24 protein-coding genes and 1 pseudogene are annotated in these 19586 nt (G+C 51.6%); 2 read left to right on the top strand and 23 right to left on the bottom strand.

All coding sequences use genetic code 11. The features are described from left to right. Positions 1–5: 5 nt before the first annotated feature. From DD597_RS23140 to DD597_RS23100, 9 genes are all read right to left on the bottom strand, one after another. Positions 6–1109 carry a thymidylate synthase gene (locus DD597_RS23140; protein WP_165298158.1) on the bottom strand — a complete coding sequence of 368 codons (1104 nt, stop codon included), beginning with the start codon at positions 1107–1109 and terminating at the stop codon, positions 6–8. Between the two features lie 179 nt (positions 1110–1288). Then, positions 1289–2167: a phosphoribosyl-ATP pyrophosphohydrolase gene (locus DD597_RS23135; protein ID WP_105625575.1), complete on the bottom strand. Its 879-nt coding sequence runs from the start codon at positions 2165–2167 to the stop codon at positions 1289–1291. An 82-nt stretch (positions 2168–2249) separates the two neighbouring features. Continuing rightward, on the bottom strand, positions 2250–3392 hold the full coding sequence (nrdB, locus tag DD597_RS23130; RefSeq protein WP_129256612.1) for a class Ia ribonucleoside-diphosphate reductase subunit beta: 1143 nt from the start codon (positions 3390–3392) through the stop codon (positions 2250–2252). Positions 3393–3499: 107 nt separating this feature from the next. Beyond that, entirely contained in the window at positions 3500–5815 is a 2316-nt protein-coding gene (gene nrdA / locus DD597_RS23125; protein WP_129256611.1) for a class 1a ribonucleoside-diphosphate reductase subunit alpha, read from the bottom strand. 58 nt (positions 5816–5873) lie between these two features. Next, positions 5874–6461 (bottom strand): hypothetical protein, encoded by a 588-nt coding sequence (locus DD597_RS23120; RefSeq protein ID WP_129256610.1) that lies wholly within the window; start codon positions 6459–6461, stop codon positions 5874–5876. A gap of 11 nt (positions 6462–6472) precedes the next feature. Then, positions 6473–7219 carry a hypothetical protein gene (locus DD597_RS23115; RefSeq protein WP_129256609.1) on the bottom strand — a complete coding sequence of 249 codons (747 nt, stop codon included), beginning with the start codon at positions 7217–7219 and terminating at the stop codon, positions 6473–6475. Continuing rightward, positions 7209–9125: an AAA family ATPase gene (locus tag DD597_RS23110; protein WP_129256608.1), complete on the bottom strand. Its 1917-nt coding sequence runs from the start codon at positions 9123–9125 to the stop codon at positions 7209–7211. Before DD597_RS23110 ends, DD597_RS23115 begins: the two co-directional genes overlap by 11 nt. After that, positions 9122–9358, bottom strand: coding sequence for a hypothetical protein (locus DD597_RS25255; RefSeq protein ID WP_129256607.1), 237 nt, complete (start codon positions 9356–9358; stop codon positions 9122–9124). The genes DD597_RS23110 and DD597_RS25255 overlap by 4 nt, the downstream gene beginning before the upstream one ends. Beyond that, positions 9355–10440: an exonuclease SbcCD subunit D gene (locus tag DD597_RS23100; protein ID WP_006812554.1), complete on the bottom strand. Its 1086-nt coding sequence runs from the start codon at positions 10438–10440 to the stop codon at positions 9355–9357. The genes DD597_RS25255 and DD597_RS23100 overlap by 4 nt, the downstream gene beginning before the upstream one ends. A gap of 228 nt (positions 10441–10668) precedes the next feature. Here DD597_RS23100 and DD597_RS23095 point away from each other — a divergent pair, with 228 nt between their 5' ends. Then, positions 10669–11172 (top strand): hypothetical protein, encoded by a 504-nt coding sequence (locus DD597_RS23095; RefSeq protein ID WP_129256606.1) that lies wholly within the window; start codon positions 10669–10671, stop codon positions 11170–11172. A 31-nt stretch (positions 11173–11203) separates the two neighbouring features. On the opposite strand, the gene DD597_RS25250 is transcribed toward DD597_RS23095, so the two are convergent. The 3 genes from DD597_RS25250 to DD597_RS23085 form a co-directional block, all read right to left on the bottom strand. Beyond that, on the bottom strand, positions 11204–11350 hold the full coding sequence (locus DD597_RS25250) for a hypothetical protein (RefSeq protein WP_237764247.1): 147 nt from the start codon (positions 11348–11350) through the stop codon (positions 11204–11206). Positions 11351–11463: 113 nt separating this feature from the next. After that, on the bottom strand, positions 11464–11607 hold the full coding sequence (locus DD597_RS25245; RefSeq protein WP_255571353.1) for a hypothetical protein: 144 nt from the start codon (positions 11605–11607) through the stop codon (positions 11464–11466). Between the two features lie 105 nt (positions 11608–11712). Then, a complete protein-coding gene (locus tag DD597_RS23085) occupies positions 11713–12357 on the bottom strand; it encodes a hypothetical protein (RefSeq protein WP_022649908.1) in 645 nt (214 codons plus the stop codon). Between the two features lie 743 nt (positions 12358–13100). On the opposite strand from DD597_RS23085, the gene repA reads away from it, so the two are divergent. Continuing rightward, positions 13101–14165: a replication protein RepA gene (gene repA / locus DD597_RS23080; protein ID WP_040110284.1), complete on the top strand. Its 1065-nt coding sequence runs from the start codon at positions 13101–13103 to the stop codon at positions 14163–14165. Positions 14166–14733: 568 nt separating this feature from the next. Here repA and DD597_RS23070 read toward each other — a convergent pair. The 11 genes and pseudogenes from DD597_RS23070 to DD597_RS23020 form a co-directional block, all read right to left on the bottom strand. Then, positions 14734–14946 carry a hypothetical protein gene (locus tag DD597_RS23070; protein ID WP_006812558.1) on the bottom strand — a complete coding sequence of 71 codons (213 nt, stop codon included), beginning with the start codon at positions 14944–14946 and terminating at the stop codon, positions 14734–14736. Next, on the bottom strand, positions 14946–15281 hold the full coding sequence (locus DD597_RS23065) for a hypothetical protein (RefSeq protein ID WP_004110033.1): 336 nt from the start codon (positions 15279–15281) through the stop codon (positions 14946–14948). Before DD597_RS23065 ends, DD597_RS23070 begins: the two co-directional genes overlap by 1 nt. After that, positions 15278–15457: a hypothetical protein gene (locus DD597_RS23060; protein ID WP_004110036.1), complete on the bottom strand. Its 180-nt coding sequence runs from the start codon at positions 15455–15457 to the stop codon at positions 15278–15280. Before DD597_RS23060 ends, DD597_RS23065 begins: the two co-directional genes overlap by 4 nt. 40 nt (positions 15458–15497) lie before the next feature. After that, on the bottom strand, positions 15498–15773 hold the full coding sequence (locus DD597_RS23055) for a hypothetical protein (protein ID WP_040110285.1): 276 nt from the start codon (positions 15771–15773) through the stop codon (positions 15498–15500). Between the two features lie 68 nt (positions 15774–15841). Beyond that, positions 15842–16252 (bottom strand): hypothetical protein, encoded by a 411-nt coding sequence (locus tag DD597_RS23050; protein ID WP_063162170.1) that lies wholly within the window; start codon positions 16250–16252, stop codon positions 15842–15844. After that, the gene (locus DD597_RS23045; protein WP_004110046.1) at positions 16236–16607 is read right to left on the bottom strand and encodes a DUF2591 domain-containing protein; all 372 of its coding nucleotides are present in this window, start codon (positions 16605–16607) and stop codon (positions 16236–16238) included. The genes DD597_RS23050 and DD597_RS23045 overlap by 17 nt, the downstream gene beginning before the upstream one ends. Before the next feature lie 162 nt (positions 16608–16769). Beyond that, complete coding sequence (locus DD597_RS23040) at positions 16770–17600, bottom strand: SPFH domain-containing protein (RefSeq protein ID WP_059306406.1); 831 nt, start codon at positions 17598–17600, stop codon at positions 16770–16772. A 3-nt stretch (positions 17601–17603) separates the two neighbouring features. After that, complete coding sequence (locus DD597_RS23035; RefSeq protein ID WP_000589750.1) at positions 17604–17804, bottom strand: hypothetical protein; 201 nt, start codon at positions 17802–17804, stop codon at positions 17604–17606. Positions 17805–17895: 91 nt separating this feature from the next. Beyond that, the gene (locus DD597_RS23030) at positions 17896–18972 is read right to left on the bottom strand and encodes a recombinase (RefSeq protein WP_001051805.1); all 1077 of its coding nucleotides are present in this window, start codon (positions 18970–18972) and stop codon (positions 17896–17898) included. A 2-nt stretch (positions 18973–18974) separates the two neighbouring features. After that, the gene (locus DD597_RS23025; protein WP_000920226.1) at positions 18975–19241 is read right to left on the bottom strand and encodes a hypothetical protein; all 267 of its coding nucleotides are present in this window, start codon (positions 19239–19241) and stop codon (positions 18975–18977) included. Then, a pseudogene (locus DD597_RS23020) lies at positions 19241–19586 on the bottom strand (exonuclease); the annotation flags it as partial. The gene DD597_RS23025 and the pseudogene DD597_RS23020, both read right to left, overlap by 1 nt.

The raw sequence follows: 19586 nt of genomic DNA, 5'->3' as shown, positions 1-19586 counted from the left end.
CCATATCACACCGCCACTGGAACCTTGATCCACGGAAGAGGGCTGTAGCCGCACACCTGCACACCTTCCCATTTGAAGTCGTCCAGTTCGGCCCATTCATGCGGAAAAATGACAACCGGGTCGGACTCTTTGGGCGGCTCGCGCTTCATCAGCTCCTCAACGCCTTCCATGTGGTTGTCGTAGAGATGAACGTCAAAGCCAAAATGCACGAATGCGCCAGCCATGTGGCCGGTGATCTTCGCGAGGAAGTGGGTGAGAATGCCGTAACCGGCGATGTTGAACGGCATACCAACAAAGGTATCGACGCTGCGCTGCACCAGACATGAGTTCAGAATGCGTTTCGGGATGCCCAGCTCGTCCAGCATGTTCTCAGTAATGCCGCCATCTCTTTCCAGAAGACACAGCATCTGGGTGTAAATGGATTCGTGGCCGTGGCGGTTGTGCTGGATGCCAATGTCGGTGGCCATCGTCAGTCGAGTCTCAAAGTCCAGCTCGCGACTCCACAGTGAAAACACGAAATGGCATGGCGGCAGCTTCATATCTTCCAGTTCGCCAACATTCCAGGCATTCAGCAGGATGCGACGATCTGTCGGGTTGGTGCGAAGCGTGTGAACGATACGCTGTAGCTGGTCGATTTCACGGGACAACACAACGCGATCTTCACTTACGCCCAGATACCCCTCGACCTTGTACCCGCGCTCACGGAACGTGTCGATTTTGCTCAAATACTCGCTATGGCTCACGATGCGGGTATCTTCCCACCGACGCCATTGTTTGCCATAGACCGGGCCTAAATCGCCATTTTGATCAGCCCAGGCATCCCAGATTTTGACGCCATTGTCTTTCAGGAACTGGATGTTGCCCGTTCCTTTGAGATACCACTCCAGCTCAACCAGTAACGGCTTCAGGTTGACGGCTTTTCCGGAGATAAGTGGAACAGAGCCGCCCGTCAGCATGTAGTAGGAAGGGACATATGAAACGCTTTTTGTGCCGGTTCCGGTACGATCACCCGCGTGAACGCCAGTGTTGAGCACCGTTTCAACCACTTTGGCATACGAACCACTGGCAAACTGACCGTTCGTAAAGTCTCGATTCAGTAGGATAGACAAAATCAACCTCACACAAGATAAGTAAGTACATACATATTATTTTATACAAGTTTATCTGTCAGAAGTGTGTAAGGCTAGGAGGGGAGTAAAAAAAATGGTGGCTCTTAGGCCACCATTGCAATGAGCAATTAAGAACTTGGACAATAAAACACGCTCAGGCAATATATAATGATAGGTGCTCACTTACAATTATTTTTTAGCATCTCGTAAAGAGATGAGGACTTCGCCTTCTCAACAAAGCGAGTCAGATCCACATCGCTGTAGGTTGGGGATTTGAGGATCTTGCCATCAGAAACTCTGAAGCCAATCATCATGTCAGTCCCTTCAGCGTGGCGGAAGCCCAGATCTTCCTTGTCGTATTTGCAATTCTCTACCGCCACACGACGCTCTTCGGCGTCAGCCGGCCACAGCTTGGTCATGTTGGAACGATGGATTTCTGCCACCAGCTCAACAATATCGATACCGAGAAAATCAGCCAGGCGGTAGGTCATCATGCAGGCAACGTAGATTTTATTCATCACGCGGCGCAGCTCCTGCACCAATTCGGAATCGCTAATCGGCTTCGCTTCGAGTTTGTCAGCCAGCGCATTCAGCATTAATGCAGCTTCTTTTGCTTCTTCAAACGGGATGGCCATGTCGTCAAAGACCGTGTTGCCTGGAACCATGATGGTGTGGATGAAGCGATCAACACTCTGCTCTTGGGTGTAGTAGCTCATGCCTGTAGAGATACCGCCTTTGATGGCCACCATTGTGCCGACGCCCACGTAAAGGAAGTCAGCCATCGCATCCAGCAGCGCCGTCATGTCCCCGTTTTTAGCTGCCGTGATGCCCTCGGTAACAGCTTCTTCGTGGATCAGCTTGGCACGCAGACGCAGTAGTGCCGGATCTGGAATGGCACGGCGTGGGTGCTGAAACAGTGTGTGGAACTGGTCAACCATCAGGTAGATGCTTTCCGTTGCCTTGCCAAAACCGGGATTCAACTCGTAAGGCTCTGGCTTAAATCCCACGAGTTTGTCTGCGGCAAGTTTCAGATGATCGGTCAGTTTCGTAAATTTAATGTCTTCTTTCTTTCCTTTGGACTTCATTTGATACGTCAATTGTGACCCAGCAGCGCCAGGCCACAAAGTGGTTAAACTCGGCTTAAAGGTCTGCGAACTGGCTCAGGCCGGAGCGATCGACAGCGGAGTCAATCTGGCCAACGAGGTAGTTGCTTTGTTCAGCTTCCTGCGGAGCGATCTGCAGGGTGTCTGACAGCAGCCATTTGTTCATCCATACCAGTGGATCGTCTTTGATTTCCGGGAACAGCGGTCGCAGCCCAAGACGACGCATTGCCAGGTTGGTGCGGTATTTCACATAGCTTTTGAGGATGTCGGCATTCAAGCCAATCATTGAGCCGTCTTTAAACAGATAGTCAGCCCAGCGCATTTCCTGCCCGGCCACGTCCATCATGGTCTGATAGATGAAGCTATCTTCTTCTGCGGCAATCATCTTCCACATCAGACCTTCACGACCGGTACGCATAAAGCGGATCATGCGTTCAGTACCTTCGCAATGCAAAGCCTCGTCACGCGCGATAAAGCGCATGATCTTCGTGTTGCCCTCCAGCAGCTTCCGCTCACCAAAGGCGAACGTACACGCAAAGCTCACGTAGAAGCGAATCGCCTCCAGTGCATTCACCGACACCAGTGTTCGGAACAGCTGGCGCTGGAGAGGGTAGGGCTTGCCATCAAACTCGCTGACATACAGCCGTTCAAATTCGTCTTCGCCAAGATGCTGGCGAGCGCAGGACATTTCGTACAGCCTGTCATATTCGCTTGAGATGCTTACAGCCCGGCTGATGATCTCTTCGTCCGTGACGATGCCGTCGAAAACGATGCTCGGGTCATCCACCATACCGCGGATAATGTGGGTATAGCTGCGGCTGTGAATCGTCTCAGAGAACGACCAGGTCTCAACCCATGTCTCCAGCTCAGGAATGGAGATCAGCGGCAGTAGTGTTGCGTTTGGACTGCGACCCTGAACGGAATCCAACAGCGTCTGGTAACGCAGGTTGCTCAGAAAAATATGGCGTTCGTGCTCTTGCAGCTTGGTATTGAAGTCGATGCGGTCAGTGGTAATGTCGACTTCTTCAGGGCGCCAGAAGAACGAGAGTTGTTTCTCAATCAGCTTTTCGAAGTCACGGTACTTTTGCTGATCGTAGCGTGCTACGTTGACAGACTGGCCGAGGAACATAGGTTCCTTCGTTGCGTCGTTAGCGCCCAAACGGAAAGTAGAATAAGTCATGTGTTTCCCTCTGAATGTTATCGAGTGGCTTTAAACAAATTGTTATCTTATGGGTTTAAACAAGATACTCAACTAAATGAAAAGGTGGGGATTTCTCCCCACGCTCATCAGATTTTGCACGCGCCATCGCACTCATCTTCTGGCTCAACAACCTCCGCAGCGGAAGGTTCTGACACCTGATCGTCGTCATCACGCTTACCAGCGCCATCACGCGTGTTGTGGTAATAAAGCGTCTTCACACCTTGCTGATACGCAAACAGCAGATCTTCCAGCAGCTTCATCATTGGAACCTTGTCGCCAGGGAAGCGAGTCGGGTCGTAGTTGGTGTTCGCAGAGATGGCCTGATCGAAGAACTTCTGAATGATGGCCACCTTAGTCAGATAGCCGCGGTTATCAGGCATATCCCACAGGTACTCGTACTGGTCTTTCAGTTGCGCGAAGTCCGGAACGACCATCTTCACGATGCCGTCTTTGGAAGACTTCACTGACACAGGGCCGCGGGGCGGCTCAATACCATTGGTGGAGTTGGTGATCTGACTGGACGTCTCGCACGGCATTTGAGCGGTCAGAGTGGAGTTACGCAGACCATGCTCACGGATACGTCCACGCAGCTCTTCCCACGGCATTTTCAGCTCGAAAGAGGTCTCCGGGTTGGTATCCAGCGTTTTGCGATAGTGGTCGACTGGCAGCTGGCCCTGTGCATATTTGGTGTGGGAGAACCAGTCACATGCACCTTTCGCTTCGGCCAGTCGGCAGCTCGCATCGAGCAGGTAGTACTGAATGGCTTCGAAGGTCTCATGCACCAGCTGGTTGCCCGCAGCGTCAGAGTAGTTAAAGGCGTTCTTCGCCAGATAGTAGGCAAAGTTGGTCACGCCAATGCCCAGGCTACGACGTGCTTTAGCCGGGATTTCTGCAGCAGCCATCGGGTAGTCCTGATAGTCGAGCAGAGAGTCCAGTGCCGCCACAGCGTAGAACGCCACGTCTTTCAGTGAGTCCAACGTGCGGATCGCGCCCAGGTTAAACGCAGACAGAGTGCAAAGCGCGATTTCCCCGTTCGGATCGTCAGTGAACGCCAGTGGCTTGGTCGGTAGCGTGATCTCCATGCAGAGATTGGACTGGTGTACCGGTGCAATTTCCGGAACGAATGCGCCGTGATCGTTCATGTGGTCGACGTTGGCAATGTAAACACGACCAGTAGAGGCACGCTCCTGCATCAGCGTAGAGAACAGGTCGACGGCCGGGATAGATTTCTTACGGATGCTCTCGTCGGCTTCGTACTTCAGGTACAGCTCTTCGAACTTGTCCTGATCAACAAAGAACGCGTCGTACAGGCCCGGCACATCGTGTGGGCTGAACAGCGTAATGTTTTCGTTGCGCACCAGGCGGCGATACATCAGACGGTTAATCATCACGCCATAGTCGAGATGACGAACGCGGTTCTCTTCAATGCCACGGTTGTTTTTCAGCACCAGCAGACTTTCAACTTCCAGATGCCAGATCGGATAGAACGCTGTAGCAGCGCCGCCGCGAACACCGCCCTGAGAGCAGGATTTCACCGCCGTCTGGAAGTGTTTCAGGAATGGAATAACGCCAGTGTGGGTGGCCTCGCCATTGCGGATCTCACTTCCCAGCGCACGCAGACGCCCAAAGCCAATACCAATGCCCGCGCGACGTGACACGTAGTCAATGATTGCGGAAGACGCAGCGCTAATCCCTTTCAGACTATCAGCAGCTTCAATCAGCACGCAGCTGGAGAACTGACGAGTAGGGGTGCGCACGCCGGCCATAATTGGCGTTGGCAGAGACAGCTTGAATGTACTGGTCACATCGTAGAAGCCTTTAACCATCTCCAGACGCGTCTTACCAGCGCAGCCATCTTCCCAATTCTGGAACAGGCACATGCCGACCAGCATATAGAGTTGCTGTGGCCCTTCGTAGATAGCGCCAGTTACACGGTTTTGAACGAGATACTTGCTCGCCAGCTGCACGGTGGCGGCATAGCCGAAGTATTCGTCGCGCTTAGGCTTGATGTACACGCCCAGCTCGGCAATTTCTTCCTGAGAGTAGTACTTGAGAAGGTCTTCATCGTAAACGCCACGGCTGACGTTGCTGACGATGTGATTGTAGAAATTCGGGTAGTCATACTGCCCGAAGGCGTCCTTGCGGATCTTGAACAGGCTCAGTCGCGCGGCAACCTGCGAGTAGTTCGGGGTTTCCGGAGAGATCAGATCGGCAGCGGACTTCACCAGCGCTTCATGCAGCTGGCAGGTGGTCATTCCGTCGAAAATGCTGGCAGCGGCGCCCATAGCGACAGCAGACGCGCTAACGTTGCGAATGTTTTCGACTCCCCACATCACAACGCGGTTGTATTTTTCCTCTGACAACGGCTCTGTGGAACCGTTACGTTTTACGATGCTTATCATGTATCACCCAATAAAAAAGGCCACTAAATATAGTGGCCTCATGTTAATAGATAAGCACTTACCTATCAATTGCCGACTTATAAAATCCTGCAAGAACATCGCGAACCTGACGGAATTGATCAGTTTGCATACCGGTGTAAATCGACGCGACAGCGTCCGCAAGGTGCTCGTTTTTATTCACCAGCACTTCCTTACCAGATTGCTTACGGCGCAACCACGGGGCGTTTGGCTGCTTCTGCGTAGCCCACTGAATGATCTCTTCCTTCGACGTGGTCAGCTTATTCCCGACATAGTGCTTAATCTCGTTTGGCGTGACCTGTATCAGTGGCTTATCCACGCACGCCAGTACGCCAATACAGATGCCGTATGAGGTTTGTGCGCGACTGGACTGGCTACCAACCGGAAGTTCACAAAACACCATATGGGCCTGTTCGATTATGGGCTTGGCTGTACGCCAGATTTCGTTGGCGCGGCGCAGATCGTCGCTGTTTACGCGAACCGTCTTCTTGTTGCCGCCAGCTTTGGTTTCCACCAATGTCAGGCCATAAATGTCCAGCTTATCCGTTTCCAGATCCAGCGTGCCAATCGCCAGGCCAAAGTTGCTCATTGAAGGGTCGACGCCGACCACACGAATGGTTTTACTCATTTTTGGTCTCCTTACCACGTAGCCCAGGTTGGGCATTCCATTAGTTTCTGTTCAAGTGTCTTTTCCGGCTCGCGAGTTGGCGGCTTCGGAATGTCGCTAACAACGTGAATGCTATCATTGGTTAGAACGCCTGCAGCAATGTCCGCATCGATCATGCTCTGGCCTATGAAATGCCGCATGATGTCGATTAGATGGCGTGCAGCCGTTTCATTCGCGCTGAATACATGGGGGAGAAGTACTTCAATAATCGCTACTTCACATCCCTCCTCGTAAAAGCAGAGTTTCGCCCGCTTTGAAATTGGCGCGTGCCGGTCATAGTCAACAGATAAGCTGGCGAAAGCAGCACCCGGCATTGCAACGTGATCCGCGCGTGCGTTAGCGTGTCGAATCAGATTAGTGAATGCGGTGCTGATGTGCGTCTCCATCGCATTGAAGAGCGCATTTTCTTGGATGTTCAGCGTTCCGGTTTCAGGAATCACAACGAACCCCGGCCCAGAATGTGGGAGATATCCACCTTCCGTAAATGGATTAATAAGGATCGGCGCAGTGCTTCCTGACGGCAGCATAGACAAACTCGGCATCAACGGAGTCGATGACAGCAGACTGGTTAATACCGAGAACTGGTCGTCATTGATGTTTTCGTTTTTCCACAAAAGTGCAGGCGCAGCTGCTTTTGCCGTATGGTGGTTTATCAGCTTTATAGACTGCATCACGGCAAACATCTGCAAAAACTGCGTTCGGCTCAAGTTAAACGACATAGCTGCGACCCTCTTTGACTTCGACTGTGATGGTTTCCCGGAACCACGATTTCATCTCTTTGTGGGAGATGATCATCACTGTGCCGCGTTCACGCGCTTTGGCTTCCAGAATCCCCATGAGACGCTCCAGACCGGCTGTGTCGAGCGCGTCGTCAATTTCATCGCCGATAAACAACTCAATATTCTTACTGGCGCGACTGGCAACCAGATCCTGCAAGGCAAGAGAGCACGCAATGCGTACCTTACGCTTCTCGCCACCAGACAACGTCTGGAAGGATTTGCTGGAGCCTGTTTTGGTTACGCTGATATTGAATTTGTCGCGATACTCGCCTTTCTTCGTTGTCTCCATTGTCGACCATTCGGCAACGATGTTGCCGTCCGACAGCGTGTTGAGATACTCCGCAGTTCTGATGTTCAGGAAAGGCGTAACAGAGGTCAGGATGTGTGAACGCACACCAGCTGGGGAGTAAACCTGGCGAGCTTTCTCCAGCAACAGAGCCTGCTCCTGAATACTCTTTAACTCATTTTTAAGTACTGAATGATTAGATTTATTGGCTGCAAGGTTGTCTTCATGACGTTTAATAACGGCCAGAAATGGGTTTACCTCTGCCATAATGCGATTCATGTCGGCACGCGCCCGCGCCACCATCGCTTCGACGGCCACAACTTCACGTTCGCGATGACGCAGCGCACTTAGCTCATTGGTCAGGCGTTCGATTCTGGCGATGATTTCTGAGACGTCGGGTGTGGCTGCGACCAGTGCAGACTCGATGCCGAGCGCTTTCTCAAGACGAGCTTTGTGTTGAGCCACTGCCGCTGCTGATGCCTGCGCCTGGCCGATCTCATTACGCGCTTGTTCAATGAAACTCTCCTTCACGGTGGACAAATCTTCTTCGCAGTAGGGCTTTCCGCACGTAACACAAGGTGCTCCGACCTTTGTGTTGACCTCTTCTGCTTTGCTTTTAAACGAGCGAGCACGGTTCATGGACTCGTTCTGTGCCGCTTCTGAAGTGCGGATGCTTGAGCGGATCTCCGTAATCGCACCGCGCACCTTCAGCAGTTTGGCGTCATGCTCTTCTTTGGAGGCCAGCTTGCTGCGTTCGCCAGCAATCGCGTTTTCCGTATCCCGGATCTGTTCCGGCAGCGAGCGAATTTCCATCACGACTTCGGACAGCGTTACCTCCGCGCCAGCCAAATCGACGCGGGCCTTGTCCAGACGTTCGCCGCGATCGCGCTCCCAACTATCAGAGGACGCTTTGGCCGCCTCAATCTCTGACTGCGCGGTCTCGATAAGCGTGAGACAGGCGTCCATTTTGGATTTGGTAACATCCATGCGTGCGGCAGCTGCATTAGCACGCTCGCGAGCAATGGCATAGGCTCGCGTTAACCGGTCGACGCCAGCGGCTTCTTCAACGATGGTTTTGAGGTTCTTGTCGGACATACCCGGCAGATCAGGCATTGCTTCCTGACTGGCGTAGATGGACGCCATGAACACCTCTTTCGATGCACCAATCAGGCGTTCAACGAACTCCTGCGTCAGTGTGTCTTTGCCTTTGGTCATATCACCGTCTTCGCCACGGACGATCAGCCGGTTCTTGAACTCTTTGTGTTTGCGGTGGCGAATGATGGCGTAACGCTTTCCTTCATCCTCAACAGTCACCATCACGCGACAGTTTTTCTCGTGGCCTGTAGAGAGCACGTCGTCACCTTTGACGCCATGCGCAGTTTCGCCATACAGACACCACATCAGGCTGTTCATCAAAGTCGATTTGCCCGCGCCATTGCTGGCAGCGGAAGAGTCGCCACTGTTAACACCCTGAATGAGCACCAGACCGCGTTGGTCTAACTCAACTTCGGCGCTGGCTAACGCCATGAAGTTCTCAACCTGGAGCTTTAGAAATTTCATACACTGCCTCTAACTTTTTGATTAAAATGCTGGCCTTTTCGCAGTTGAAACTCCGTGTGGGATGGGAAAGATCGGCGTTTCAGTACGCCTTGTTTGCTCAGTCTTCCCAGATAAAACGCCACAGGGTTTCCGTTGGGTGGGTAGGGCTTGTGGAACATCACCGTCTGGCCTCGTTCAAGTCTTTTCATCGTGGAGATGAAGTCCCGAAAGCTCCCAGAATGGCTCGTACTCACATTGCCTCCGCACTCTCCGCTTCGGTCAGGATCTCCTGACACAGCATGTCCAGCTTGCTCAGGTCGAAGCCGCCGTCAGTGTCGTGAACAATCTTGCAGTACGCCGCGACGGACTCGCCCAGGCTGTCTATTTTGCTGGTCTCCGCAGTACTGGCAGTGCCTTCCATCATCGATGCCTTGCGGATGAAGTTGCAGACGACACCCTTCGCGCCCATTGTTTTCAGGACGTTCTGGATTTTGATGCCCTCTTCATCGCTCTCCACAACGGCACGGAAGCGCACGTAGTTACCGCGAATTTGGTCGTCTTCCACATCGTCCTCAAGGTTGACGAACTTGGGTGCGGAGGTTTCGTGGTGGGTGAATGTGCCGTCAGGGTTGACGATCATGAAGCCAGCCAGCGAGCCAACATCGCCCCAATTCTGGTGCGTCAGCGCCCCGATGCTAACCACTCCAGGCAGCACTTCTTTGTGGTTGTGGTAGTGTCCGGACAGCAACAAACGGAAGCCGATATCTTTCAGTTCCTGTGCGTCGATGCCGACATCAGGCATGGTGGGGATCGCTTTGTTGATCGAGGTATGCACAACAACATCGTGGTTGTCGCCATCCAGCCCGGAACGCAGTGTTTTGAGGTCGCTGATAAGCTCTGCGTGGTTGTTACGCCAGCTAATCAGGTGGACGGTTACGTCGCCCATTTTGATGGAGTGAGGACGTTTGCCGCAGACAATTTCCACACCGATTGAGCGCAGAGAGGCCGCTGCATTGGCGCTGTATACGGAATCGTTGGTTTCGAGGTCGTGGTTGCCGGCCAGCATAACCACTTCGAGGCCCAACTCTTTGATGATCCACTCGTAAGTTTCAGTCACGAAATGTAGGACGGAAGGTGATATAGCACCACGAACATGGAAAGTATCACCAGCCACCAGCATGTACTTACAGCCCGCAGCTTTCATAGCTTTGGCTGCTTCTTTCGTGGCGTCCAGTTGGATCTCCAGTCGAGAGTTCAGCCCGTCAGCGTTTGTTGTCGCAAAAGCATCCCAACGATGATAATGGGGATCTGATATCACCCCGTATGGCAATGTCATGTGTCTTTTCCTTTGTGGTTATTTTGATACAGATTTTAAGCGTGTATGAGAGGCGAACAACCCAGACAACACGGCACAGAAGAAAATATACAGGCACATGATTATGACAAAATATATAAGTAAGTGAGTACCTATTTTATGGAGCAGCATAGATTTCTAAATGTTACAAGCCACTCTATAATCGCAGTCACTCATTGATGACAACCAAACGAAAAAGGAGAACGGACGGTGAAACACGTAATTATAGGGACGATGGCCATTGCTCTGATCGGATGCGTGCCAAAACCGCCTCAAGATGAAAAGTCAGCTGGCGGGTACGTTGATATTTATTCCACTTCAAGCGTAGCTATTGCCCAGGACAGAGCCGACAAATTGTGTGGAAGCCATGCCTATTATGTCTCCAACGACAATGATTTAACCAAAGTCATGGGTAAATACGCGCCTTCATTCCCAAAAATCCGTTTCAACTGTGATCTTGAAATGGCCGCTTATCTCGGCAGCAAAGAGGCAAAGGAGATCAAGATGAAGCGCATAGAGGAAGCCTACAAGGAGATGTACAAGGCCCAATATGAGCTGAAAGAAGTGCGCCGTAAGAACGCTGATCCGAAGAAGCTGGAGTCCTACACAGAACGCGATCCGGACGGCACTATTCGCAGCTACAGCTTCTTGGACGGCAAGTCGTGCGAATCCATCGTATACCCAGACGGCACTGGCAAAACAACTTGCGATTAATTCTTCAGAAGCACCTCATATGGGGTGCTTTTTACTTTGGATCGCGAAACAGCATCTGCGTGCCTTTGGGTGACGTGTCGAAAAGGTGAAAACCTCTGCGTTTTAACATGTCGGCCATTTGCGAGGATTTGACGTAGCACTTCGCCATCATCGGCTGGCTCGGGTTTGAATCGATCATGTCGGACACCAGCAGTGACCCATAGCCTTTCCCGCGCAGCTCTTTGACGATACTGGCGGCACGGAGTTCAAGTCGTGGCGTACCGGTTGGATCGAGTGCGGCACAGAACCAGATTAGCCCTGCTCGTTCGTCTGGATGGCCAGCCTGGTCTGCTTCTCAAAGGTTTTACCCCCCTTTGATGTGAGGATCTCTTCGTAGAAGTGACCCTTGCGTGCGCCGTCTTCGAACTCACCCATGATAAATGGCATGTCTGCCACAGTTGCTGCCCTTGAATAAAATTCACTCATGTATTAATCCCTAAAGCTCTCAGTGTCTTTCTAAGACACCATATTTTATGCCCCGGTAAAACCATGAGTTTACGTTTAAAACGTCTCAGGGGGCTTCTGACGCGCTACGCTGATGTCGATTACCCCAGCTTTTGGGCGAGGGTCGACAAGATTCAACTCTTCAGCACTGTGATACTCCGTATCGAACTCCCGATCGACATGGCGAATGTAGATGGCCGTGAGAAGGCTGTCGTCGTTCAGGAAGTGTCCGTAGGATTTGCGGATCACTTCGCCAACCTTCTCGATCTTCTCTCCACCCATGCAGAGATGGTTAAACCGGCTGTGTTTCCGCAGCATCTCATCCACCGGGCCGGAGTAGACCTTATCGACTCTCCCGAACCGGATGATATTTCCAGTATCAGCTTCAACCAGACAGACGAGCTTGCCAGGTTCGACCCGGTCTCGCCATGTTACACCAGAGCGGAGTGTGTTGAAGTAGGGTGCGTCTAATCCGATGATCGGTTTACGAAATGCCAGCAGTGGCACGTAACGTATGCAGCTGTTCAGGTGGAAGTGCGCACCGGCGTCGTGGAGTTTGAGCCGGGTTTCGTTAATCGGGCACTTCGACGCAATGCCGCACAGGTCGCAGAGCAACTTCTGTTTGTTCAGGCTAGTGTTCGATTCAATGGTGTAGGAGCCATCTTCAAGACGGCGAACCCAGCGCGTGCGTTTGAGATCCATAATTCTTATTCAAATAGTTTTGTCCGGGGCAACGATAACTGACAAGGCGCACCGATGTTTGCAAATGCCTGTTTTACTTATACCCATTATTCACAGGACCGATCCAATAATTAGATCCCCAGAGAGATCCTACAGAAGATCAAAAGAGATCCCCGATCGTCTCCAGCCGTTGCGGTTACTGGCCTGAGAGGGGGTTACTATCCACTATGGGGAGGAAAGTAACCTCTGTAGAGAGCATAATAACCGCTATGAAGAGCAAAACAACCTCTCTGGAGAGTGGTCGGTATCCACTGTAGTGAGTAGGAGACATTGTCTTAACTGGATAACTCAGTGCCTGTTTTTCTACGCAGGTGGCTGATATTCATAGAGATGTTGGAAGTTTTGCGTTCAGGCGTGTTTGTTTCGACCACACATTATCCCCAGAAGGGGAGTGATGGCTGGTTTTGCAATTACCTGATTTTTATACACAGGCCCGATCCAGTAATTCAGATCCCAAAGAGAACCAAAGAGACCCACAAAGACCCAAAAAGATCCCCGCACCCCGCAAACCGTTGTGCCACATGGCTTTAGAGGTGATCGATATCCACTATAGAGAGAAGATCAGCCACTATGAAGAGTAAACCAACCACTGTAGAGAGTAGAAAAACCACTATAGGCGGTAGGATAACCGCTGCGATGAGTGCTACTATCCACTGTAATCAGTAAAGGCCACCAAAGCGGTCGAATAAAAAGAGATACTTGGAATGAGCGAAAACGGCAATAAAAACATAGCGATCGTTGAAGCATTCTCAGAAACAGACAAAAAGACCGGTGAAGTTGTTACGTTAGTTCCTAACACCAACAACACAGTTCAGCCCGTTGCTCTGATGCGTCTTGGTCTCTTCGTTCCGACGCTGAAATCGACCGCCAGGGGCAGAAAGGGGCAAATGGTCTCTATGGACGCCTCTGCTGAACTCAAACAGCTGTCTCTGGCCAAAGCCGAAGGGTACGAGGACATAAGGATCTCCGGCGTTCGTCTGGATATGGATAACGACTTCAAAACGTGGGTAGGCATCATCCACGCGTTCGCCAAGCACAAGGTTGTTGGCGACACTGTCACATTACCGTTCGTCGAGTTCGTCAGGCTCTGTGGCATACCAACGGCCAGATCGTCCGCGAAGTTACGCAAGCGCCTGGACAGTTCTCTAACTCGTATTGCCACAAACACTATCTCATTCCGCAGTAAAGGCTCTGATGAGTATTACGTGACGCACCTTGTGCAGACAGCAAAGTACAGCACAAAGAACGACACGGTCTCGCTGCAGGCTGATCCTAAGATTTTCGAACTTTACCAGTTCGACAAAAAGGTTCTTCTGCAACTCCGGGCAATTAACGAACTCTCCAGAAAAGAATCCGCGCAGGCGCTCTACACCTTCATCGAAAGTTTGCCACCTGACCCGGCACCAATCTCGTTGGCCCGCTTACGCGCCAGACTTAACTTAACCAGCCGCACCATTACCCAGAACGCGACAGTCAGGAAGGCGATGGAGCAGCTGCGGGAGATCGGCTATCTCGATTACACCGAAGTGAAGCGCGGCAGCTCGGTCTACTTCATCATCCACTATAGGCGGCCGAAGTTACGCCCGGCATTGCCACCAGCTAAAGCTGCGCCGGAAGAACCAGAAGAGCAGGAAGATAGCTTGCCTGGTGATGATCAGGAGGACATCATCGATGTTGTTCCTGAAGAAAAAGACGGTGAGATGGTCATGTTGAGCAAGGAAGAACTGGCGATTCTCGAAGAGCTACGCAAGGCAAAAGCTCGCAAATAGCCCAACCACTGTAGAGAGTAGAAAGGCTCACTATCCACTGTAGTGAGCCTTTTGTTTATCTGAAATCCGCTATCCACTGTAGTGAGTAACAACAACCGAAGAGTAACCACTGTAGGCAGTAGCGCTCAAATAACGAAATAAATGTTAGTGGTTACAAACCCAGATGAAACAAGGGCTGCGAGGTTAGTGGTCACTGGGTATCTTGTTAAATCCACTCTCTATAGTGGTTATCGTTGTTCCCGTCGTTATTGGCTATCCACTGTGGAGAGCAGAATCGGTTGGCCGGATTTGCTAACCACTGTAGTGAGTAGATATCCGCTGAAAACAGTGAAGGTTTACTCTCCATAGTGGATACCCGCTGGAGAACGCATTCCATCACTCTCTATAGTGGTTGTTTGCTGCGGATGAACGCCTGTTTACTCCCTACAGTGGATAGCGACGTCGATAATCGCCACTTTACTCACTACAGTGGATACCGGATGTCACGGCAGGCGTTTTACTCACTACAGTGGTTATGGGCCGGATACGCACGCGGTGAGCTGGCTACTCACCGCAGTGGTTAGGGTTGTCAGTGGATTTTCTTCAGCAGACCCCAGAGTGTCCCGGCCTTCGTCGTGAGCTTACCTGTTTCCGGATCGTACATGCGCCATTCGCGACGCTGGTGGACAATGACACCGTCCTCACGTTCCAGTCGCTCCAGCACGCCGGGTTGCTTAAACCCTTTGGCACGCCAGTAGCCGCTTGTTTTTTCGATTTCCAGACCTGCCAGTGTAACCGCCATCAACCAACCTCCTTGCAGTCATCGAAAAGGTAGCTGGCGTTCTTCGCGTGAACGCCGTAGACATCACCTGATTTGTTGTAAACGAACTTATCTTCACCCACGCCAGACAGTTTGCCGTTACGTTTGGTGAGATAGGGGGAAGACAGGACGCGATCATCGCGCACAACATAAAACTGTTCGCCGCTGTCCACAACCATCGCGCCGTAGCTGGCTTTGACGACATTGCGGATCACGTCGTTTTTCACTTCGGCCACTGACATCTCACACTCATAGACGTGCGTGTCCGCGTATACAGGGAGGGAGAGCAGCGCCAGAGCCAGGGCTAGTTTCTTCATGCCACGACTCCTTTGATAACGCCGAATGCTGAGTCGAATACCAGCACTACGGCCAGCGCATTAACCATCGCGCCATTAACAGGCGCCAGCGCTTTACGGATTGCTCCGGTGAAGATGCAATCGAGCACAAAAGCTATCGAGACAATAAGTAATAAAGTGTCTAATACAGTTTTCATGATAGGTAGATACTAACTTATACATTGTTTGCTGTAAATATCACTCAAAAGTGCTGATGCCTAAGATACGCTCAAGATGAGCCGCGTCTTCATCGCTTACCGGCATCGTGTCGTCGACGTACCAGCAACTACCGTTGTGCCAACAAACACCGTCATCATCGACATACACAGAATCTGCATCCATGCCAGTGTACTCAACGAGATTGCGCTCAATTGCCGATTGAATTTCTTCATCGTTCAGCCCATCACTCTTGACCATGAACAACGGGTAAACGTCATAGTCGGTGCTGGCTGAAATGCGAACCAAAATCTTCATGTGTTTTCTCCTTGTTGGTAAGTACTTATTTATATTAATGTGCACCATGCGGCGCACAATCATTGTGTTCAGGCTGGAGGAAAGAACTTCTCCAGCGTGCGGTCTACAGCTTTATCAATGTGCATCAGATGCCAGACGACCATATCTTTGCTTCCCAGACCGCGGGTGTAGATCACGTCGAACTTACGCCAGGCGGTGTGAAACCAGTGCGGTGTATCATCAACCGGCAGATTCTCTCCAGCCTCCTTGAAGTACTTGAGCAGCATGGCCTGTTCAGCGGTTGGCGTCGGGCCAATCTCTTCCGCGTACATTCTGATGAAACGCTGCCAGTCGGCTTCATCTTCTGAAGGTTCCGGTGCGTTCATCTCTGCAATTGCCTCACGCAGCTGCGTCGCCCATTCTGGCTCCGGGAAGCCCTGGGCAATTTCGGTATCCACGACATCCAGCGCAGCGTTGGCCGCGTCATACAGTTTCTTCACGCTTTTTCTCCTGCATTAAAAGGAACACGGTCATTGCCGCTCTGAAAGGGTTAGGGTTCTGGATCAGATGTTGTGGCGTTGAGCTATCCACCTTTCTGTGGGCCGCTCTCCACTCACCTGGCTGTCTGGCGGGGATTACGCCGATTCTGTGTCGGTAAATAATGTCCCACGCATCTTCCGGATCGTTACACCAGTCGAAGGTTCCGGCTCCGTTCGGGCCGATGGCGACCACTGCGGTGTAATCGCCTTCCTGTGAGCCTTTCCAGCCATATTGTGAGATAAGCGGTCGATGGCCGGTGGCTTCCGCGACTAGGCAGTTAATCTCAAAGTCCGTCATCTCGCTGTAATTTTTCATTCCCGATCTCCTTCTCATCCGTTGCCGAACAACTATGTGGCGTTGTCACTTTGTACTTCTACGGATGGTAATTCCGTATTAGTAACCAATTTGTTTTCTTGTTGGTGATAATACGGAAATAAAAAAGGCGTCCAAGTGGACGCCGTATCTTTGAAAAGGCTGTTACTTCAACGCGATAAACGGAGTATTAGCCCCTTCAGTCATGTACTGAGGCAACTGACCATTCCATTTGTTGATGGCTTCCAGCTCCATGACGTTCGGGTTCTGACGTAATGCTTCACCGCGCAACTTGATGGCATCAGCTTCTGCTTGAGCACGCTTGCGGATAGCGTCGGCTTCACCTTCGGCTTGTTCACGCAGCATGTTCGCTTCTGCCTTGCGCTGCTCAACTTCCTGCTGGCGCTGGAGCGTTTTCTGGTTCGCGGTCACTTTGGCATTGATAGATTCGATGACAGTGTCCGGGTAGTCTGGTTTGCCCACCCATGACAGGCTAATAACCTCAATACCTACCGGTGACATTTCTGCCTGAATGTCTTTCAGCGCATTGTCGAGCAGAGACGCCTTGCCACCGTCGATGAACGTGTCGGTAGTCATGCGGCTGGCCAGACGGTTCAGTGAGTCCGCAATCTTCTGGCGCAGATCAGTGTCGGTAATGTCATCAACACCTTTGCGATAGGTCTGGAATACGGTAGTTACTTTGTCGCGATTAACCAGATATGCCACACCAATTTTGTGGCCGATGGCTGTACCGTCGCTCATCTGGAATGTGAACGGCTCATCGTAGGTTTTCATCTGTTTGAAAGTGGGGAAGGTGTACAGCTCGGTATTCAGACCAGTCCACTGACGGCCAACGCCGACAACTTCACCGATACCTTTGTCTTCACCCAATTTGTTTACCTTAATGCCAACGTATCCCGGTTCCACGCGATCGCAGCCGGTCAGACCCATTGTGCAAATAGCAGCCAAAACCACCGCCAGTAAACCTTTCTTCATTACTTACTTCTCCTTAGTTTTATTGAGTGAGTTGATATACCTGCGGCCAGCTTTTAACAAGGCAACCGGGAAGACTACAGCGATGGCAAGTCCGATAAATAAGGCCAGATCGCTTTTAGCTGAGATAAGCGATGGAACCAGTAAACCGTAGATAAAGCAGACTGATATCACCGCTGAAACAGCCATGAGATAACCCTTGATCATGTGTTTCCTTTTGTCGTTTTGGTGTAGAAATGATAAGTAAGTACTTATATATTTTCAAGTATAAAAAAGGCGTCCAACGGACGCCTTGTGATTACGCTTCTTCTGTCTCTGCTGGGGACGACTCTTTCGCTCGCCGTTCGTCTATCGCCTGGAGTGCTGCGATGATTTCCGGAAGTGGCTTCTCGCGGTACATCTCGACGATCTGCGATTTGGTGTATTTCTTATCGCCAATTTCCACACGTCCGCTGGCGTTCTTGGGCAGGTATCCTTCCTCCAGCATGTACTCAACCAGCGATTCGATGACGTCCAGCCCGCGAGTCGGGTCGAAGTAGAATTTCCATGAGCATTTGCCAAACGGAGGTGCGACTTTGTTTTTAATGCACTCGGCGCCAACGTCCTGTCCGATCTTCTCTTTGCCATCTTTCATAACGGATGCGCCCAGACGGATGCGCACCGACGCGTAGAACTTCGGAGAGTCGCCACCCGGAGACGTAGTCGGATCGCCAAACATCACGCCAATTTTGGTACGTACCTGGTTCAAGAAGATGATGCACGCGTTGTACTTACGCGCCCAAAGCGCCAGAGTAGGGAAGTTCGCACTCGTCGCGCGCGCCAGCGCCGTGTTGTCGTTCATGTTCAGCTGATCTTTGTCCTTCGCAGTGCCTTCTGCCATCTTGTCGAACTTCTCAGCCTTCGAGTTCGGAACCATCGACGCCAGAGAGTCGGCAACGATGCAGATAGGGGCTGTTTCCGGGATAAGCTCTTCGTCGCGTACCAGTTTGAGGATTGTGCCGATCAGCTCTACCGAGTCTTCGAAGGTATCCGGCTGTTTGTAAACCCACTGACCGTCGTCTTCGTCGGCGTTCAGTCCGTTCGCTACCGCCAGACCAACGTCGAAACTGTTTTCGTGGTCAAGGAACACGGCCAGACCATCCTGTTTCTGTGCTGACACCATTGCAGCCGTCGCCAAAAAGGTTTTACCGGCGCTTGGTGGCCCGAAGACTTCAACGATACGCCCACACGGAAAACCACCGTCGTAACGTCCGGAAATGGCTTTGTTCAGTGGAGGGAAACCGGAGTCAATCCAGTGGGAGACCTTCTGGATCTCGTCATTGCTGCCGATTTTCTTTTTCAGCGCCAGTGCCAGTGCGGATTTGCCTTTTGCCATGATTAGGCTCCTTTTGATTCGTTGATTCGCTTCGAAGCAGCGGCTTCGTCAAACTTGATTGCGTCGTGGTTCAGGTGTTTGGCGACGCGAGCGATGATCTTCACGACCTGCTCGCTGACCAGCGCGAACTCACGCTCAGTAGCAGAAATGCCAGCAGCGCCCAGAATGTTCGGCAGCGCCACCACAGCGTGCTCGCCGTGGCAGAAGACAATCTCTTTAGCCAGCATGGTTGGCGTAGTTGCCCCGCCATTAATGATGGATTTCAGCATCAGCAGTACCTCTCAAATGGCAGAACAAACACTTCCAGATCTTCCAGAAACGACCGGAAATTCAGCTCGTAACACATCTGTTCGAAGGCATTCATGTCGCGTGCGCCTTTAATCGACTCGATTTCGCTGGGTGGGAATTTTGTGTCGATAAGGTTCATCAGCATCATGTTGCGCTTAAAGGCTTCGAGCATCCGGCAGCCCGTCTTCTCGTTGAAGGCGTTCTTTGCCAGCTTGTTGAATGCCGTCTTATAGCGACCTTTGTTGATGACAATGGAGCCGTCGTTAATGCCGCGTACCATTGCGGCCACGCTTCCCCATTCATGAAGCAGCTCTTTCGCGCCACCA

Source organism: Enterobacter cloacae complex sp. 677-3DZ2D5B (assembly GCF_004136695.1).
Classification (GTDB): domain Bacteria; phylum Pseudomonadota; class Gammaproteobacteria; order Enterobacterales; family Enterobacteriaceae; genus Enterobacter; species Enterobacter hormaechei_C.
The sequence above is the reverse complement of the archived record's forward strand: the minus strand, read 5'-3'. Positions and strand labels throughout refer to the sequence as shown.

Coding starts and splice junctions, on each gene's coding strand:
- nrdB (WP_129256612.1), bottom strand. CDS start 3,392: ATGACTTATTCTACTTTCCGTTTGGGCGCTAACGACGCAACGAAGGAA.
- nrdA (WP_129256611.1), bottom strand. CDS start 5,815: ATGATAAGCATCGTAAAACGTAACGGTTCCACAGAGCCGTTGTCAGAG.
- DD597_RS23120 (WP_129256610.1), bottom strand. CDS start 6,461: ATGAGTAAAACCATTCGTGTGGTCGGCGTCGACCCTTCAATGAGCAAC.
- DD597_RS23115 (WP_129256609.1), bottom strand. CDS start 7,219: ATGTCGTTTAACTTGAGCCGAACGCAGTTTTTGCAGATGTTTGCCGTG.
- DD597_RS23110 (WP_129256608.1), bottom strand. CDS start 9,125: ATGAAATTTCTAAAGCTCCAGGTTGAGAACTTCATGGCGTTAGCCAGC.
- DD597_RS23100 (WP_006812554.1), bottom strand. CDS start 10,440: ATGACATTGCCATACGGGGTGATATCAGATCCCCATTATCATCGTTGG.
- DD597_RS25250 (WP_237764247.1), bottom strand. CDS start 11,350: ATGATCGATTCAAACCCGAGCCAGCCGATGATGGCGAAGTGCTACGTC.
- DD597_RS23085 (WP_022649908.1), bottom strand. CDS start 12,357: ATGGATCTCAAACGCACGCGCTGGGTTCGCCGTCTTGAAGATGGCTCC.
- repA (WP_040110284.1), top strand. CDS start 13,101: ATGAGCGAAAACGGCAATAAAAACATAGCGATCGTTGAAGCATTCTCA.
- DD597_RS23070 (WP_006812558.1), bottom strand. CDS start 14,946: ATGGCGGTTACACTGGCAGGTCTGGAAATCGAAAAAACAAGCGGCTAC.
- DD597_RS23065 (WP_004110033.1), bottom strand. CDS start 15,281: ATGAAGAAACTAGCCCTGGCTCTGGCGCTGCTCTCCCTCCCTGTATAC.
- DD597_RS23060 (WP_004110036.1), bottom strand. CDS start 15,457: ATGAAAACTGTATTAGACACTTTATTACTTATTGTCTCGATAGCTTTT.
- DD597_RS23055 (WP_040110285.1), bottom strand. CDS start 15,773: ATGAAGATTTTGGTTCGCATTTCAGCCAGCACCGACTATGACGTTTAC.
- DD597_RS23045 (WP_004110046.1), bottom strand. CDS start 16,607: ATGAAAAATTACAGCGAGATGACGGACTTTGAGATTAACTGCCTAGTC.
- DD597_RS23040 (WP_059306406.1), bottom strand. CDS start 17,600: ATGAAGAAAGGTTTACTGGCGGTGGTTTTGGCTGCTATTTGCACAATG.
- DD597_RS23035 (WP_000589750.1), bottom strand. CDS start 17,804: ATGATCAAGGGTTATCTCATGGCTGTTTCAGCGGTGATATCAGTCTGC.
- DD597_RS23030 (WP_001051805.1), bottom strand. CDS start 18,972: ATGGCAAAAGGCAAATCCGCACTGGCACTGGCGCTGAAAAAGAAAATC.
- DD597_RS23025 (WP_000920226.1), bottom strand. CDS start 19,241: ATGCTGAAATCCATCATTAATGGCGGGGCAACTACGCCAACCATGCTG.